The following is a 17,282-nucleotide window of genomic DNA, read 5'->3' on the forward strand; positions in this document are numbered from 1 at the left end:
TTATCCGGAAGTAATTTATTTGAAGTTGTTAGTTCTTAAACGCAATAAACTTTGCAAAAGTATTTAATTTGCCTCAAAAAAATAATGTTTTGTTATTTATTCGCTGTTAGAATAATAAATTTACCTTTATATTTGTTCTATTACAGCTATTAAATTGCATTTTCGGTAGGTGGGTGTATATTTTTTTCGGTTTAGGTTTAATTTAAGAATGCAAAGCAAGTGTTACCTTTGCATTGTAGTGCAGTAACAAATTTTATAATAAATATATTGATTATCAATTAAATAAAATGAAATACATTTCTTTTCTCCCAGTTTGGGCATTAGTAATTTGTCCTCTTTTTTTCTCTTTGGCAGCAAACGCACAAGCCAGCGGCAACGCAGCACAAAACAAAACAAAAACCCCCGCCGAAAATGGCTGGTCTGCCGAAAGTATTAAAATGGCTGCCAAATTTTGCGAGGCCGGGGCAAAAGAGAAAATGGGCGAATCGGTAATTGCACTGTTGCCGGTAAAAATTGACGAATATTGTAGCTGCGTGATGACCAAAATTGCCCAAGACTATGCCATTACTGAAGTTATGCAAAAGGGCGTGGATTTTTATACTTCCCCCCAAGCCTTAACTTATTATTATGCTTGTTACACCGACCTACAAGGACTAACACAGCAACAACAAATGGAGTTAAAAGCAAAATACGGCCCCGAAGAAAATGGCTGGAACTTTATTGCTATGCAAAATATGGTTCAAACCTGTATCACTGCATCAAACGCCGATACCTCTGTAAATGCATTAAAAAACATAGTAAATATTGATGAATATTGTTTGTGTACGCTACATAAAATAAAACAAAAATATACGCCCGAGCAAGCCGACCAGGTAATGACGACCGACCCTAATTTACAACAAATTATTTTGGGCTGCGTTACCGATCTAATGCACAAAAATGATACCCCCAAACAAATATCGGGAATTGATCCTAAAAATAATACTCAAACACTTCCGGATGAAAAAGCAAATATCCACGAGCGCATCATTGAAATTCCTATCAACAAAGAGCCTTGGCCTGAAGGCTCGCGCGAGATGTTTGTAAAATCGTGCATTGAAGGAGCAGAGGGCGAACCGGGCAGTGAATTTTTAAATGCCCCCGGATTTTGCCAATGTGTAGTCGAAAAATTTGAAATAATGTTTTCAGTTACCGATATGGCACTACAAGGCGATAAAATTACGGAGCATCCGGCGGTACAGGCAGTTATGGAAGAGTGTGCTTCAAAAAATATGAAAGGTAAGTAAGTATCCGTAAACATACAACAAATTATCATTTTAATATGAAAACAAAATTAACAAACCTCATTGTTTTTATCTTCTGTTGCTTGGCCTTTTCTTATGTATCGCAAGCACAAACAAATTTTCTATCGCAGGAGGCAATTAAAAATAACTGGACTATGGAGGTATTAGAAATTGCAAAACAGCAATGCTACGCTGAGGTTGAAGATAAATTGCGGACTGTAAATTTTACCGCCAACGAAATTTGCGATTGCATGGTAGCCAATTTAGCCGAAAAATACGATGTAGAGGAATTTTTGACTTGGAGCCAAAAGAGAAAAGCTATGCGAAAAGATGTCGAGCTAATGCTTTTATCATGCCTAACCAAATTACACGGATTAACAAGTGAGGAGGCAGATGAAATACTTGTAACTAAAAGCAGTGGAAATTGGAGACCAATAAATAGTTATAAGGTATTTTTGTCGTGCGCAAATTCTTTTAATTGTGTCGCTATAGCAGATTCAAACCGAACGCTTTCGCCAAATGCCTATTGTATTTGTGCCTTAGACAAGATTAAAGAAAACTTAACTTATAGTGAATACGTAAGTTGCGATTATACAAAGTACGTTGCATATAAAAATATTTTAAATAATTGTATTTACGAGACCATTAGCCAAGCTTTGCCCGATACGAATAGATTAAATTATACTATTGAGCAGCCAATAAACAAGGATCCCTGGCCCGAAGGCACTAAGCAAGGTTTTATTAAGTGGTGCCTAAAAAGCACGCAAACAGAACCGGGAGCAGACGCATTAAAAATTCCGGAATTTTGCCCCTGCCTTGCCTCCAAAATTGAAACTATGTTTCCGGCGCTCGATATTGGGTCAAAATTAGTAGAAATTGTGCAGCATCCGGCTTATCAAGAGGTGGTTAGGCAATGTGCATCGGCCAATTTAAAAAATTAGCCAAACAAAAAAGTTGCCTTTTCTATCAACCCTATTAAACAGGTTCATCTTGCCGGTACAAAACGGTTAAAACCGTTTGTCCTACTGCTTTTAAGGTTGGCTTGCTTATAATACCCATGTCGTCGTTGTGGGTATGCCAAAAGTCGCCAAAACCGTGTTTAAAACCTTCGGGGTCGTATTGTATTATATCTATGGTTGGTATTTGCAATATTTTATTTACCGCCACATGGTCGTCTGTAATTGGATAGGTATTTCTGTTTTCAAAATAATGGTTGTAGCCTATTTCGGCTGCCGTGTTCCAAACTTTGTTAACAATATGTGCTGCATATTGCATGGAGTTACCTTCGCGCAAAAATACGGCATCGCCTGCGCCAACCATGTCAAATAAAATGCCATATTGTGCTTTGTATCCGGGAATATGTGGGTTGGAGCTCCAATATGTCGCGCCTAAGCAGTACGAATTTTCAATATCGCTTTTGCCTTGGTCTTCCACGTCAAATAAAACAAAATCAACGCCTATTGTTTTAAGGGGCTTTGCCTTAAGCTGTCGGGCAATTTCGAGCAAAACGCCAACTCCGCTACCGCCGTCATTTGCGCCCAGTATAGGCTCGTTTTGGCGTTTGGTATCTTGGTCGGCTTCGCGGCGGGTATCCCAGTGGGCGCAAAGCAAAATGCGTTGGCTTAGGTTTGGGTTTGTACTAGCAATAATATTGCGCATTGGAAACGACTCGTTAGTAGCCGATTTTACGGTAGCTTTTTGGGTAAGGACGGTATCGGTAAAAATTGCAAATTGTTGGGTTAGCCAATCTCCACATGCTTTATGGCCTTTGCTGCCGGGCACGCGCGGGCCAAAACTCACTTGTTTGTTAATATATTCAAAGGTCGAGTCGGCATTAAAAGATGGAACCTGTACGGCAGATTTAGCTGGGGCGTGGCTGTTATTGTTAGCTTGGTTTGCAGTGCCGGATTTTTTTCCTTCGTTTGGCTGGCAGCCCAAAATGGCTAAAATTGCCCCTGCAATAAGGCTCAAAAACAAAGAAGGGGTAAAAAATTTGATGCGAAAATGGTGCATATTATTAATTATTGGGGCAAAAATAACTAAAAAAATAGTATTGCCCGTTGTGGACTTCGATGACTGCAATTAAAATTCCGGATATTAAGCTGTTGTCAGTTCAAACAAGGTAATTTCAGGCAAAATACCAACGCGGCCGGGGTAGCCTAAATATCCAAATCCGGGATTTACATACAGATATTGTTTGCCTTCGTTGTAAAGCCCTAACCATTCGGAATACATCCATTTGGCGGGGCTCCATTTTAACCATGGTTTATCAACGCCAAACTGAAAGCCATGCGTATGCCCCGAAAATGTAGCCTGAATATCTGGGAATTGCGGCAATACCTGTGCCCGCCAATGCGAAGGGTCGTGCGACAGGAGTAGTTTAATCGCAGCATCTTCACATCCGGAATAGGCTTTTGCCAAATCGCCGTATTTAGAAAAACGCGCTTTATTGCTCCAGTTTTCAACTCCAATTACCGCTAAATTTTCATCCTCAATTTGTATTATCTTATGCTCGTTTAACAATAATTGCCAGCCCATACGTTGCTGCATTTTTTTAAGTTGCTCAAAGTTTTGGGCGCGCTCTTCGCGGGTAAAGGGCATGTAGTCGGCATAATCGTGGTTGCCAGTGATTGAAAAAACGCCATATTTTGATTGAATTTGCCCAAAAATTGACAAATAGGGTTCAATTTCGTTGGCGGTCATGTTTACTAAATCGCCGGTAAAAAATACCAAATCCGGATTTAAACTGTTCAGTAAATTTATACCTTTTTGAACAGGTTTGGCATCTACAAACGACCCCGAGTGAATATCGGAGATTTGGGCAATAGTTAAGCCTTGCAAGGCGGCAGGCAAATTGGCAATAGGCAGTAATACCCGTTTTATTTGGTAGTTGTGCGCATTGCGGATAATACCCCACATTAAAGTAAGAAGCGGAATACTGCCTAAGCCTAAGCCTAATAAACTTAAAAATTTTGAACGGGTAATCGTATTGCTTTTTCCGGATATTTCGGTGGCACTGTCAGGTATTGCGGCGGTTGGATTTATTTTGTGCCATAAAAATTGCATGAAGCGCGAAATATCATCAAGCAACAAAAATACAACAACTATCAATTTGCTAACTAATAAAATAACAATTGCCGAAAACAAATAAGTGCGGAAAATAGTTGGCCAAGTGCGGGCATCGGTTAAGGCAGCTGCCAAAATACCTATGTAAACAAGGGCAGTTACCACCCAATAGAGCCAACCAACCCATTTTGCCGCCTGAAGCGTTTTAAAGGCTTGCCAAACATAGGTATCAATAGCGGCTAATATGGCAATAAATATAAAACTCCTGATAAAAAAAGTCATAACGCACTATATAATGCAAAAAAGGTCAAAAAAGTTGTGTTTTTTGACCTTTTAAACGATTTAGCTATGTATTTTTACTTCTGGGGCGGTGTTGGGGTGGTATTGTTTCCGGTTGAGTTGCCTTGGTTTACATTTGCCTCAGTTGGTTGTTGCTCTTTATTTTTTTCTTCGAACATTTTTACAATATCTTCTGGAGATTTGCCCATATTGTCAATGGCAAATTGCGCATCGTCTGCCATTTCGTGTTTGGGATATTTGTTGATAAACTCTTGATACAGTACTTTTGCAGCATCGGCATTTTTTAGTTTTTCATCGGTGGTAAATGCCATCATAAATAAACTTTGTGGCGCTTTTTCATAGTCCGGATATTGCTCGTATATGCGTTTAAATGTTTCGATACTTTTTTCGTTGTCTTGCAACATGCCGTACAATTCGCCTGCTTTAAAAAGATAATTAGGGGTTGCGGCATCTTTGGGGTTTGCATCGGCATAGTTTGTATAGGCTTTTATAGCCGCTTGTGCTTTAGTAGCCGAAATTCCAGACGAGCCACTCATTTTAAGTGAGTCCTCAGCCGATTTAATGGCACTTGCTAACGATGCAGATCCAGATCCGCTATTACAGCTTGAAACTAACATTATCCATCCGATAGTGGTTAAAAAGCTGGCCAATATTACAATTTTTTTCATTTTTATTTGTATTTGACTTTAAGTTTATTTATTGATGATGGTTTAAAACCAAGCACAAAGTTAAGCTATTTTATTGATTTTATTTGCCTCACCCAGAAAATGGAATAAGAACCGTCAAAATTAAAAGTATAAAGGTGTACCTTTGTAAGGTGGAATTAAAAGCAGTATATAAAGATATTTGGAAACTTGGCTACCCCATTATGGTGGGCAGTTTGGCTCAAAACTTAATTGGAGCTACTGATATGATTATTTTAGGCTGGGTGGGCGAAACTGAATTTGCCGCATCGGGCTTAATTTCAACTTTTTACCTTATTTTGGTTATGATTGGTTTTGCCATCTCAAGGGGTGGGCAAATATTAATTTCGAGGCGTATTGGCGCGGGCAATTACCACCAAGCCGGATTTTGGGTGCGGCATTTAATGTACCTCGAGCTTGGAATGGCGCTTGTGCTGTTTCTTACAATTTTTTTCTTTTCGAGGCAAATATTGGCGCTATTTATAACCAATAAAGATATTTACGAAGCTAGTTTATTGTATTTAGATTATCGCATTTTTGGTTTGTTTTTTAGCTGTCTTAGTTTTGTGTACATGGCTTTATATACCAGTATAGGCCGAACCGGAATTATAGCGGTTATAACTATTGCTTTGTTTATTATTAATGCAGGGTTAAATTATTTGCTTGTTTTTGGTGTTGGACCATTTCCGGAAATGGGCATTGCCGGGTCGGGTCTCGCTTCAACCATTGCCGAGGTGGTTTGTACTGGATTGGCTTTTATATGGATTTGCTACGACAGATACCTCAAACCACTACAATTATTTAATTTTGAGGCAGTTAATTTCGTGTCGTTAAAACGGTTATTTAACTTATCCTTCCCTATTATAGTGCAATATATTATGGGTTTGGGGGGCTGGTTTTTGCTGTTTAGCATCATCGAAAGTTTGGGCAAGCGTGCACTTTCTGTTTCAACAGTGGTAAAAATGGTTTATACTTTTTACAGTATTCCCGCATGGGGTATGGCTTCGGCGGCTAACGCATTAGTAAGCAATATAATTGGACAACAAAAACACAGCCGCGTATTTATAGCTATTTACCGAACCATCATTGTAAGCGTTGTTATTACCATTGTTTTATGCCTAAGCTTAGTTTTGTTTCCGGCATATATTGCCCACATTTTTACCCAAGATACCGCTATTGCGCAGGCCGCCATTCCGCTTTTTTATCCCTTAATTTTTATTTTATTAGCCTCGGCAGTATCGGCTGTAATATTTAACGGATTAATGGGTACGGGTGCAGTCATTTACTCGTTGTTAATAGAAATGTTTAGCATAATTGTTTATTTGGGCTATGCGGTCGCTTTGGTAAAGTGGGTAACCGAGGTGCAACTTTGGTATGTTTGGATGGCCGAGTTTATTTACTGGACGCTGCTGGCAATTTTGGCATGGGCCTTTTTAAAGCGCAGTAATTGGGAAGATTTTCATATATAATACATTTTGCCCAACCTAACTGCAAATTAGGGCATCAAACTTTTAGCTTCGCAAAAAAATAATTCCGGATTAAGCAATATAATGGTGCTTCTTATAAGTCGTAAATAAAAGAATACTTATCGCGTGCGTAATCCATAAAATATTTAAAATTTAGTTTTTCGCCGGTAACCCTTTGGCAAAGAGATGGCGCGGGGTAGGTGCCGCCATGTTGGTGTATATTGGTACGCAGCCATTGTAACAGCGCTTGCAAATTACCCGCTTCAATATTGGCGGTTAAATTTGGAATGGCTTTTTGAGCATGGGCGTAAAACTGGGCAGCGTAAAAACTACCTATCGAATAGGTTGGAAAATAGCCAAAACTGCCATGCGACCAATGCACATCTTGCAAGCAGCCCTTTTGATTGTTCGGAACTTCAATATTTAAATAGGCTTTGTACTTGTCGTTCCATGCGGCGGGCAGGTCGGCTACTTTTAAATTGCCGGTAAGCAGTGCCAATTCCAATTCAAAACGTATCATAATATGAAAATGATAAGTTAGCTCATCGGCGCTTGTGCGAATAAAACTGGGTTCAACCTTATTAATACCTTTATAAAAATCAATTAAACTTGTTTTTGCTAATTGAGTTTTAAAAATTTGTTGCAAACTGCCATAATTAGCTTTCCAGTAGGGTAATGAACGGCCTACCATATTCTCCCAAAGCCTTGATTGCGACTCGTGGATACCCAATGAAGCAGCACTTCCCGAGGTTAAACCAAACTCAGCTCCGGGCAAACCTTGTTCGTACAGGGCATGCCCTCCCTCGTGAATACAACTCCAAATCATGTCGTCTAAACTATTTTCGTCAATGCGGGTAGTAACGCGCACATCGTTACTGCCAAAACTGGTGGTAAAAGGGTGCGAAGACACATCTTGCCGACCTGCCGAAAAGTCGTAACCCATTTGTTTAAGCAGGTCAATACCAAAATCCCATTGTTGTTTTTGAGGGTAATTTTGGCGCAAAAAACGGTCGTCAACAGGTGGTTTATTGGCAATTTCGGCAACAAAATCTACTAATTGCTGCCTTACATCATCAAACAAAGTGATAACGTCAGCGGTGGTAGTTTCTGGCTCATATTGGTCAATTAAAGCATCGTAGGGATGATTTTTATAACCCAAAATTTCGCAAGCCTCGCGTTTTAAGGCTACCATTTCGGCCAACGGTTGTTGGTATTTTTCAAAATCGTTGTGTTGTTTGGCATATTGCCACGCCTGAAAGCATTGCGATGTTATTCGGGAACTGCGCATAACAAACTCGCGCGAAAATTTTTTGGCCCGGTCAAGAGCTTTGGCAACCTCGCTTACATTGCGCTGCTGTGCAAAAGTTAAATCCGGAATAATAGTTTGCAGCGAGTCAACCAAATCCTGAGTTTCGTCACTTGTAAATTGGTCGTGGGCAATACCCGACAAAGTTGCCAATTGCTGCGACCGCATTGCTGCACCTTTTTCGGGCATATAAGTTTCTTGATCCCATGATAATACAGACATGGCCGAGCTTAAATAGCCCATTTCCTGCATTTTTTTGCAAAAATGTACATACAACTGATTTTCCATGATATACTTTTGTGGATTTATTTAATAGGCTGCAAAGGTAATGAATTTTAAAGGCAAATAGCCGAAGTTTTGCCAATTCAGAGCGCTACGGCACATAATTTACCTCCGGATGCAAAACAAGACCAAACTTTTGTTCAACTGCCGCCTGTATTTTTTTGGCCAGCGCAACAATAGAACGCCCTCGGGCACCACCGTAATTTACCAAAACAAGGGCATGATGCTGGTGCACTCCTACATTTCCTTTCCGGAAACCTTTAAAACCGCATTGTTCAATTAACCACGGCGGGTATTTTGCTATAGCCCGGCAATTGACTCTCATAAACAGGCATTTCCGGAAAAGTGTTTTTTAATTGTTGGGCTTTTGCTGTTTGAATTTCAGGATTTTTAAAAAAACTGCCAGCATTGCCAATTTCGGCGGGGTTAGGCAGTTTGCTGCGCCTAATTTGGCACACCGCTTCGCTGATGGTTTTTAAACTTAGGGGTTGATTACCTATTGCCGCCCGAATTGCGCCGTATTCTACTTTAAATTCCGGATATTTTTGTAGGCGCAAAGCTATTTTTGTAATACAATACTGCCCTTTTAACTCGCGTTTAAATATGCTGTCGCGGTAGCCAAAAAGGCAGTCTTTGTTAGTAAAACGCCTTATTTCGGCAGTATTTAAGTGCATGGCTTCGAGCCAAACCAATACGTCTTTCAACTCTGCCCCATAAGCGCCAATATTTTGAATGGGTGCTGCGCCAACAGATCCGGGTATTAATGAAAGGTTTTCGATTCCGCCCCAGCCCCGCTCAATAGCAAATAAAACCAAGTTATGCCAAACTACACCGGCCTCGGCTACTAAAATCACCTCATCAATTGTTTCGGCTTCGATGTAAATTTGGGGCATTTGCTGGTATAATACCAAAGCCTTCAAATTGCCTTGCAACAAAATATTGCTGCCGCCGCCTAAAACAAAGCGGGGTAAATTTTGCCATTTTGTAGGACTAATAAGTTCTTGTAAAGTTGTTATAGTATCAACAATTGCAAAATGCGAAGCATTTGCCTTTAATCCAAAAGTATTATAAGGTTGTAAATTTACATGGCGTAAAACCAGGGGCATAGGTTTATCTAAAACTCAAAGTAAGTAAACTAATAGAAAACAAATTTTAAACCCTAGATTTATAGTAATCCGGGCTACACAACAAAGGTAAAATAAAGCAACGAAACACTGCCCACCCGATACAATTTTGTTTTACCTGTTTGACCAAAACAAGCAAAACTTGCATTTTTGAACCGTTTTTTGTCGTATCTTTGCGCAACAACCCTGCCAGTTTTATCCTCTGGCAGGGTTTTATTTCGTTTAAAGTTAGCACCTTAGCCATCATTTAAAACTACTATTATGAAAGATTACAATCCGCAGACTATTGAAGTACATTGGCGGCAATATTGGGAAAAAAACGATATTTACCAAACTAAAAACGAATCTAACAAACCCAAATATTATATCCTTGACATGTTTCCGTACCCTTCGGGGGCTGGTTTGCATGTAGGCCACCCCTTGGGGTATATTGCCAGTGATATTGTAGCTCGTTTTAAACGCATGAAAGGGTTCAATGTGCTTCATCCAATGGGGTTTGATGCTTTTGGCTTGCCCGCCGAGCAATACGCCTTAGAAAGCGGGCAACACCCCCAAATAACCCAACAAAAAAGTATAGCTATTTTTAAAAGTCAATTACAAAACTTAGGACTAAGTTACGATTGGGACCGGAAGCTCAGCACTTGCGACTCAAACTTTTATAAATGGACGCAGTGGATATTTATTCAGTTATTCAACAGTTGGTATAACAGCAGCACAAATAAAGCCGAATCAATAGACAATTTAATCGAAATATTTAATACTACTGGCTCAACAGCGGTGCAAGCATTACACGACAAGCACGAGGCGTTTACTGCCAGCGATTGGCAAAATTACAACAAAACACAACAACAAAATATACTTATGCAGTACCGGTTAGCTTACCGCTCGTTTACCACGGTAAACTGGTGCGAGGCATTGGGCTGTGTACTGGCTAACGACGAAGTGATTAATGGTGTTTCAGAGCGGGGCGGACATCCGGTAACAAAAAAGCTAATGCAGCAATGGAATATCCGGATAGAGGCTTATGCCCAACGTTTGTTAGACGATTTAGAAGACCTCGACTGGCCTGTCTCCATGAAAACCATCCAACGCAACTGGATTGGCCGCTCAGAAGGGGCAAGTATTTGGTTTGAACTGGCCGAGCCATTACAGGGCGGTTTTGAAATTTTTACCACCCGCCCCGATACTATTTTTGGACTTAGTTTTATGGTTTTAGCGCCCGAACATCCGCTTGTAGCAACCATTACCACCCCCGAACAAACCAGCAAAATTAAAGCCTACCAAGCCTGGACGGATAACCGAAATGATATTGAACGCCAAAGCGAAAAGCAAGTGTCGGGGGTGTTTACGGGCGCGTATGCTTTGCACCCATTTACCGGACAAAAAATACCCATTTGGATTAGCGAATATGTGCTAATGGGTTACGGCACCGGCGCCATTATGGCAGTGCCAAGCGACGACGACCGGGACGAGGCTTTTGCCCTTCAATTTAATTTGCCCATTTTGCCAATTATCGACAAAACAGCCTACCCCTACGCAACAAAATCCGATAAAGTTGGCACACTTATCAACTCAGGTTTTATTACCGGATTAGAAGTTAAAGATGCAATTGAAGCTGTTATTCATCGTCTTGAAACACAAAAAATTGGCTCGCGAATGGTAAATTTTAAACTGCGCGACTGGGGATTTGGCCGCCAGCGTTACTGGGGCGAACCCATACCAATAGTTTACGACGAGGAAGGAAACCCACAACCACTACCCTATGAGGATTTGCCTTTGTTATTGCCAAATACTAACGATTTTGAGCCTTCGGGCACTGGCGAATCGCCATTGGCCAAGCTAACAAACTGGGTTAATACGCCACAAGGTCGCCGCGAAACCGATACCATGCCGGGCAGCGCAGGCTCGAGCTGGTACTTTTTGCGCTATATGGACGTGCACAACCAACATGCCTTAGCATCGCCCGAAGCTATAAACTATTGGCAAAATGTTGATTTTTATGTGGGTGGCGCCGAACATGGCACCGGCCATTTAATATATGCGCGTATGTGGCATAAATTTTTGTATGATTTGGGTATTGTGCCCACCATTGAACCCTTTCAGAAATTAGTGAACCAAGGTATGATACAAGGCGTTTCGGCATTAGTTTTCCGGATTAACAATACCAACCAGTACGTTTCTTCCGGATTAGCTTCGCAATACCAAACCACCGCGCTGCGCGTTCCGGTACAATTTGTAAACGACAATAACGAATTAAATATCGCACAACTACGCGCATGGCGCAGCGAATTTGCCGAGGCCGAATTTATACTTGAAAACAACGAATATATTTGCGGAACTGCCAACGAAAAAATGAGCAAACGCTACCATAATGTGGTAAACCCCGACGATATGGTGCGACTATACGGCGCCGATTGTTTTAGAATGTACGAAATGTTTTTAGGACCAATTGAAGACAGCAAACCATGGAACACCAAAAACATTGTTGGGGTATCGAGGTTTTTGCGCAAATTATGGAGTTTGTTTAATTGTGACGAAGCTGGAAATCCTCAGTTAAGCACCGCTCCGCCCAGTACCGAGTCGCTAAAGGCTATACATCGCTGCCTCGAAAGGGTGCACAATGATATAGAGCGGTTTAACTTAAATACCTGTGTAAGCCATTATATGATTTGTGTAAATAAATTAGCAGACGAAAAATGCAGCCATCCGGAAGTATTGCGTTTGCTTACTTTGTCAATAGCTCCGTTTGCCCCCCACCTTGCCGAAGAGCTTTGGTCGAAATTAGGCCATGAGCAAGCAGGCAACAGTGTGCATTTGCAAAACTTCCCCAATTTTGACCCCGCCTTCACCCGCGATGATACCAAGCAGTTTCCAATACAAATAAACGGCAAAATACGCGCTACCCTTGAGTTGCCACTTGGTTTAGACGAGGCTGCCATGAAAACCGCCGTAACCACCCACCCCGATTTACAAAGTTTACTAAGTAATGTTAGCATTAAAAAGTTCATATATGTTCCGGGGCGAATTGTAAATTTGTTGGTGGGGTAGTACTATTACAGCTTGTATTTAGAATTGGCTTGGAAGGAGTGAAGGAATGAATCCGTCTAACCAATGCAGAAGGGATTTTATGTTTGTAGAAAGCCCAATAAAAACCGTTTTCTCAACCTTTGAACCCTTTGGGTTCTTAAAGGTAAAATCCGGAATAAAGTATTAACTACAAACAATATCACAATGTGGTCTCCATTAACCTTTATCGAACCACGCCAATTTTATCACTAAAAGTACAAATTCCTTTTTTATACACTTTTAGCAGATACACGCCCGTCGGCAAATTGTTTTTAGGGATATTGGCATGTTTGTAAAACTGTTGCTTCCAAACAGCATCGCCGTTAATATTAAATAAAATACCTTCTAAAATACTTGGTTCGCGCTCGGTATTAATTACAATATTTTGAGGCAGGTTTTTGACACTAATAAACAACTGGGCAGCAGCAGTTGCGGTGCTGTTTATTTCGGCGTTTGGCAGCAGCCACTCTACGGCGCTGGCAACGTATTTAGCCCAAAATTGTTCGTTATGATTGCCTTCTGGGTCGGTGGTGTTTTGCAAATTGGCCTCGGCAACGCCCGCCTTTTTTAAGGTATCAATCATTTTGGTAACCGCTTTTACTACCGAGCCATTGTCTTCTTTACCACCTGCCAAAAAATAGGTTTTTTGTTGGCCGGTATTGCCTCCTTTTTCGGCTGCATAAGTATAAACTTTATTGCTAAACCACAACGATGGCGAGAACACACCGGCGCGCCCAAACACATCCGGATAGGTTAACGCGCCATACAAACTAATTAACCCTCCCATTGAACTGCCCATTATGGCCGTAAAATTAGCTTCGGTGCGTGTTCGGAATTGGGCGTCAACATGGGGTTTTAAGGTGTTTACAATAAAATTTATATACTCATCGCCCTCGCCACCACCATATTGCGTATTAATCCAAGGCGAATATTCGTCAATGCGTTTTGCCTCTCCATTGTCAATACCCACTACAATGCAACCATAATAGCCTTTGTTTTCGAGGTTGGTAAGTGTTTCATCCACTTTCCATTCTCCGGCATAACTATAAAATTTATCGAACAGGTTTTGGCCATCTTGCATATAAATAACCGGATAATATTTAGTGCTTGTAGCATAATCTTGCGGCAAGTACAGCCATATTCGCCTATACCTTTTAAGTTCGGGCATATAAAATAAACTGTCTAAAATTTGAACTTGGGCGTTTGCCGAATGTGAATTTTGGCTGCCCGCCAAATCAGTCCACGAGGCAATGGTGTTTGTAATTATTTGAGGCGAGCCATTGTACGAAAAACTGCGGTTAGGCAAAAACTCGCCTAATTCGTTGCCTTCTACTTTTTTCCAGTCGCCGCGTGTAAATTTATACTGGTAGTCGCCATTTTCGGGCAAATTTAGGGTGATGGTATAAGTTTTATCCGGATTTTGTGTTAATGGTGTGCTGGCAGGGTCCCAGCCATTAAAGCTGCCGGCAATATAAATTATATCGGTTGCAGGTGTGTTTGCGGGTATTTTATCGACAACTAAATTAACTTGCGCCTTAGCCGTAGCAAGCGAAAACAAAATGGAAGACAGGAAGAAAAAAGATAATTTACGCATATTTTATTTAATACAAATGTGGTCAATAAGTTCGCGGGCAATGATATTGTGCAATTTTAAATGGGCTGCATCGCCGGCTTTGCCATGAAAAAAAACGCCCAAACATATTGCCTCGTTGGGCAAATAGCCTTGCGCTAAAAACGAAGCAATCATACCGGTTAATACATCCCCGCTTCCGGCGGTTGCCATGTAGGGGTTTCCGGTACTGTTAAAAACAAGTTTTTCATCCGGAAAAGCGATGCAAGTATGCGCCCCCTTCAAGGCGATATATATTTTATGTTTCGAGGCGATTTTTTGTAGTTCAGCCAATCGGTCAAAGTCGTTGTCGGGGGTATGCGGCAGCAAGCGGTGAAACTCGCCCCAGTGAGGTGTAAGCAAACTGTTGGGCGGCACCAAATTAATAAGGTTATGTTTGGCTATTAGGTTAATGGCATCGGCATCAATTAACAGGGGTTTGTTATTTTCTGTAGCCCATTGCAGTAATTGTTGTAGTAAATTTGCCGTTTGTGGGTTTTGGCCTAATCCGGGACCTATGGCAATTACATTAAAATTTTGTAAAAATTCGGCATTGGGAAGATTGGCAAGGTGCGTATGGCAATCGTCGGTTTTTACCATACATTCAGGGATGGCTGTTTGTAAGGCCGTGTAGCCTATTGCCGGAATATAGGCTGTTACCAAACCTGCGCCTGTTTTTAAACAAGCTTTTGATGCCAATATTGCTGCTCCCATTAAACCGTTTGAGCCGGCAATAATTAGTACGCGCCCGTTATTGCCTTTGTGGGCAAATTTATTGCGAGGTTGCAGCGTTTTGGCGATATAATTTTGGGTAAGGTAGAAATAATTTGCAGTTACATTTTGTAAAAATAAGGGGTGCAAACCAATATCTACAACCTGCCATTGGCCAACAAACCTGTGGTTTTGAGGCAACAAAAAAGCTAATTTTACCGTTTGAAAACTGATGGTATAGGTGGCTTTTACTATAAAAGCGTTGTCGGGGGTGTGTTGATTGGCAAACAAGCCCGAAGGCAGGTCAATGGCTACGGTAATGGCATTGCTGTTATTGATATGCGTTATTAGATTGGCATAAAATCCGGATAAAATAGGGCGGTTTAAGCCCGTGCCAAATAAGGCATCAATAATAATTTCATCCGGATTAAATTCCGGAAAAGAGGCTGTTGCATCATTGGCATCTGAATTAAATTTTTCAAAAAAAATGGGATTGTGGTTGTCCGTATTTTGACTTGTAATTTTGTCGTAATAAAAGGAAAAATCGTTCGGGTGGCTGTTTGCCAAAAAAAATACTGACGCGGACTTTAAATCCGGTAAGTTTTAATAAATAGGCCACACACAAACCATCTCCTCCGTTATTTCCGGTAGTGGCTAATATATGAACAGGTTTGTCGTTGGTGTTATTGACGCATGGGAGTTGTAAGAATAGGTTAAAAAAAGCCGTTGCAGCCCTCTCCATCAACAAGTAACTTGCAATGGGTTCGTTGGCAATGGTATAGGCATCGGCCTGTTGTAGTTGGGTAGTTGTTAGTATTTTTTGCAACGAACAGAGTTTTTTTAAATTAGATGCACCTTATTTAGGCAGCAAATCATTAGTTAGGATTAATAATTTTTAGACTATCGGCTTTTATTTTTTTGTTTTTAAGCATTTCGAGTTGTTGCGCCTTACTATAAGGGTTGGCTTCGTGTCCATCATTATCATCTCCTTCATTTAGACTGTTATTGGTTTCAGCGTTTTTGGGCGGAAAACCAAAATTTATTGCCGAGCCACCGTATTTTGCCGGATCGCTGTATTTATTTTTTACTGCCTCGCTGACTTTTACTTTTGCGCAGTCCTCGCAATTGGGGTCAATTTGGGGTGCGGTAGTTGCCGTATTCGAGCCGTCTGGTTGAGGCGAGTTAATTTTTACGTTGGTATAGGCATCGCGAGTTTTCGAAAAAACGACTTTATTGGCATGTACCGCTACAATTTTATACCCCATACGTGTTAGGTCGTGAAAAATTTCGTCGTAATTAAGCATATTGGGCTCAGCTGTTACCCGAACAAGTTTGTCTAACACATCTATTTTACAGTCAAGAACTCCAACCAACGAGCGCAAATAGGCTTCAATTTTTGTAGCATCGGCGGCGGTAAACAGTTGCAAGCGAACATTATGTTCATATTTTCGAATTAAAAAACGGACATGTTCTTTTTCCTCTTCAGTAATAACTGCTTTTGAGGTTTCGTTGGCAGCGTTAGTTTGGGCATATAATATTGGAGTAGGTATGAATCCGAACAGGGCTAAAATAAAAAGATAGGTTTTCATAATTAATTTGGTGTGTTTATTGTTATTCGATGGGCTTTGCAAGTATGGTTAGCAATTCGGGCAGCACAATTGTTTTGATGCTGTCTAAAGGTATTGTCAGCCAAACGCCATCATTAGCCACCGACTGTCCTATGTCCACGGCTTCGTAATGAATGCGCAAAGATGACTGCGCAAGAGTAAAATTACTAAAATTATAGGAATTAGGGGTAGTACTTGCCGCTATTTTTCTTTCATTTATTTTTGTTTCGTCTAAGGCAGTATTTTCGGCAATTTGTTGTTGACAATAATAGCTTAATTTTTGCAAAGAAGAATCATTGACATATATCAAATCGCTTAGTGCTAATTTTTTTCCGGAGATCCAATCAAAAACGAATCCTTTTTGTTCCATCCGGACTTTGGGTAATGCTGGGTCTTCATATTCGGCAATTAACCGAAACCCAAAATATTTATCAGCTAAAACTTCAACATCGTAGCGAAGTGTAATTTTGCTAACTTTATTTTTATAAATATTTGGCGATACTTTAGCGGCTGTATTTACATCGTCAAAAAACTGATTTACAATACTATCGGCAATTTCTTGTATTGCAATATTGTATAAATTTGTATTTGTTGTTACGCGCAGACGCGGATATTCGGCTCGTGCTTCAATTTTTGGATCTGTATTTGAGCGGTTTATAATGGCGGTTTGTACTTCGGGCTTTTTAATAATGGTTTGTTGTACCGAAGCAGAACAAGCTGCAAAACGAAGCAAAAAGCCAACACTAACTATAACAAAACAAAGATTATTAAACATTTAT

The 17,282-nt window shown here is 40.6% G+C and carries 13 protein-coding genes and 1 pseudogene; 4 read left to right on the plus strand and 10 right to left on the minus strand.

Annotated elements, in window-relative coordinates:
- Positions 1-287: 287 nt before the first annotated feature.
- Entirely contained in the window at positions 288-1,286 is a 999-nt protein-coding gene (locus IPI59_12740; GenBank protein MBK7528390.1) for a hypothetical protein, read from the plus strand.
- A gap of 35 nt (positions 1,287-1,321) precedes the next feature.
- Entirely contained in the window at positions 1,322-2,224 is a 903-nt protein-coding gene (locus tag IPI59_12745; GenBank protein MBK7528391.1) for a hypothetical protein, read from the plus strand.
- A 34-nt stretch (positions 2,225-2,258) separates the two neighbouring features.
- On the opposite strand, the gene IPI59_12750 is transcribed toward IPI59_12745, so the two are convergent.
- The 3 genes from IPI59_12750 to IPI59_12760 all read right to left on the minus strand — a co-directional run bounded on the left by IPI59_12750 (position 2,259) and on the right by IPI59_12760 (position 5,317).
- Positions 2,259-3,296, minus strand: coding sequence for a M28 family peptidase (locus tag IPI59_12750; GenBank protein MBK7528392.1), 1,038 nt, complete (start codon positions 3,294-3,296; stop codon positions 2,259-2,261).
- 84 nt (positions 3,297-3,380) lie between these two features.
- Entirely contained in the window at positions 3,381-4,631 is a 1,251-nt protein-coding gene (locus IPI59_12755; GenBank protein ID MBK7528393.1) for a metallophosphoesterase, read from the minus strand.
- 74 nt (positions 4,632-4,705) lie between these two features.
- Positions 4,706-5,317 carry a tetratricopeptide repeat protein gene (locus IPI59_12760; GenBank protein MBK7528394.1) on the minus strand — a complete coding sequence of 204 codons (612 nt, stop codon included), beginning with the start codon at positions 5,315-5,317 and terminating at the stop codon, positions 4,706-4,708.
- Between the two features lie 149 nt (positions 5,318-5,466).
- Here IPI59_12760 and IPI59_12765 point away from each other — a divergent pair, with 149 nt between their 5' ends.
- Positions 5,467-6,801, plus strand: a complete 1,335-nt coding sequence (locus IPI59_12765) for an MATE family efflux transporter (GenBank protein ID MBK7528395.1) — start codon at positions 5,467-5,469, stop codon at positions 6,799-6,801.
- Positions 6,802-6,892: 91 nt separating this feature from the next.
- On the opposite strand, the gene IPI59_12770 is transcribed toward IPI59_12765, so the two are convergent.
- Positions 6,893-8,392, minus strand: coding sequence for a carboxypeptidase M32 (locus IPI59_12770; protein MBK7528396.1), 1,500 nt, complete (start codon positions 8,390-8,392; stop codon positions 6,893-6,895).
- 85 nt (positions 8,393-8,477) lie between these two features.
- Positions 8,478-9,492 (minus strand): annotated as a pseudogene (gene murB / locus IPI59_12775) (UDP-N-acetylmuramate dehydrogenase).
- 279 nt (positions 9,493-9,771) lie between these two features.
- Here murB and IPI59_12780 point away from each other — a divergent pair.
- Positions 9,772-12,558 carry a leucine--tRNA ligase gene (locus tag IPI59_12780; GenBank protein ID MBK7528397.1) on the plus strand — a complete coding sequence of 929 codons (2,787 nt, stop codon included), beginning with the start codon at positions 9,772-9,774 and terminating at the stop codon, positions 12,556-12,558.
- A 202-nt stretch (positions 12,559-12,760) separates the two neighbouring features.
- On the opposite strand, the gene IPI59_12785 is transcribed toward IPI59_12780, so the two are convergent.
- The 5 genes from IPI59_12785 to IPI59_12805 are packed head-to-tail and all read right to left on the minus strand — an operon-like array spanning position 12,761 to position 17,278.
- A complete protein-coding gene (locus IPI59_12785; GenBank protein MBK7528398.1) occupies positions 12,761-14,170 on the minus strand; it encodes an alpha/beta hydrolase in 1,410 nt (469 codons plus the stop codon).
- Between the two features lie 3 nt (positions 14,171-14,173).
- Positions 14,174-15,463 carry an NAD(P)H-hydrate dehydratase gene (locus IPI59_12790; GenBank protein ID MBK7528399.1) on the minus strand — a complete coding sequence of 430 codons (1,290 nt, stop codon included), beginning with the start codon at positions 15,461-15,463 and terminating at the stop codon, positions 14,174-14,176.
- Positions 15,375-15,722 carry a hypothetical protein gene (locus IPI59_12795; protein ID MBK7528400.1) on the minus strand — a complete coding sequence of 116 codons (348 nt, stop codon included), beginning with the start codon at positions 15,720-15,722 and terminating at the stop codon, positions 15,375-15,377. The genes IPI59_12790 and IPI59_12795 overlap by 89 nt, the downstream gene beginning before the upstream one ends.
- 49 nt (positions 15,723-15,771) lie before the next feature.
- Positions 15,772-16,485 (minus strand): heavy-metal-associated domain-containing protein, encoded by a 714-nt coding sequence (locus IPI59_12800; protein ID MBK7528401.1) that lies wholly within the window; start codon positions 16,483-16,485, stop codon positions 15,772-15,774.
- A gap of 22 nt (positions 16,486-16,507) precedes the next feature.
- Positions 16,508-17,278, minus strand: coding sequence for a hypothetical protein (locus tag IPI59_12805; GenBank protein MBK7528402.1), 771 nt, complete (start codon positions 17,276-17,278; stop codon positions 16,508-16,510).
- Between the last annotated feature and the right edge of the window lie 4 nt (positions 17,279-17,282).

The sequence above is a fragment of the Sphingobacteriales bacterium genome (genome assembly GCA_016706405.1).
GTDB lineage: Bacteria > Bacteroidota > Bacteroidia > Chitinophagales > UBA2359 > BJ6.

What these genes read in the sequence shown, in the direction of transcription:
- IPI59_12740 (MBK7528390.1), top strand. Translation starts at nt 288, where the DNA reads ATGAAATACATTTCTTTTCTCCCAGTTTGGGCATTAGTAATTTGTCCT.
- IPI59_12745 (MBK7528391.1), top strand. Translation starts at nt 1,322, where the DNA reads ATGAAAACAAAATTAACAAACCTCATTGTTTTTATCTTCTGTTGCTTG.
- IPI59_12750 (MBK7528392.1), bottom strand. Translation starts at nt 3,296, where the DNA reads ATGCACCATTTTCGCATCAAATTTTTTACCCCTTCTTTGTTTTTGAGC.
- IPI59_12755 (MBK7528393.1), bottom strand. Translation starts at nt 4,631, where the DNA reads ATGACTTTTTTTATCAGGAGTTTTATATTTATTGCCATATTAGCCGCT.
- IPI59_12760 (MBK7528394.1), bottom strand. Translation starts at nt 5,317, where the DNA reads ATGAAAAAAATTGTAATATTGGCCAGCTTTTTAACCACTATCGGATGG.
- IPI59_12770 (MBK7528396.1), bottom strand. Translation starts at nt 8,392, where the DNA reads ATGGAAAATCAGTTGTATGTACATTTTTGCAAAAAAATGCAGGAAATG.
- IPI59_12780 (MBK7528397.1), top strand. Translation starts at nt 9,772, where the DNA reads ATGAAAGATTACAATCCGCAGACTATTGAAGTACATTGGCGGCAATAT.
- IPI59_12785 (MBK7528398.1), bottom strand. Translation starts at nt 14,170, where the DNA reads ATGCGTAAATTATCTTTTTTCTTCCTGTCTTCCATTTTGTTTTCGCTT.
- IPI59_12800 (MBK7528401.1), bottom strand. Translation starts at nt 16,485, where the DNA reads ATGAAAACCTATCTTTTTATTTTAGCCCTGTTCGGATTCATACCTACT.
- IPI59_12805 (MBK7528402.1), bottom strand. Translation starts at nt 17,278, where the DNA reads ATGTTTAATAATCTTTGTTTTGTTATAGTTAGTGTTGGCTTTTTGCTT.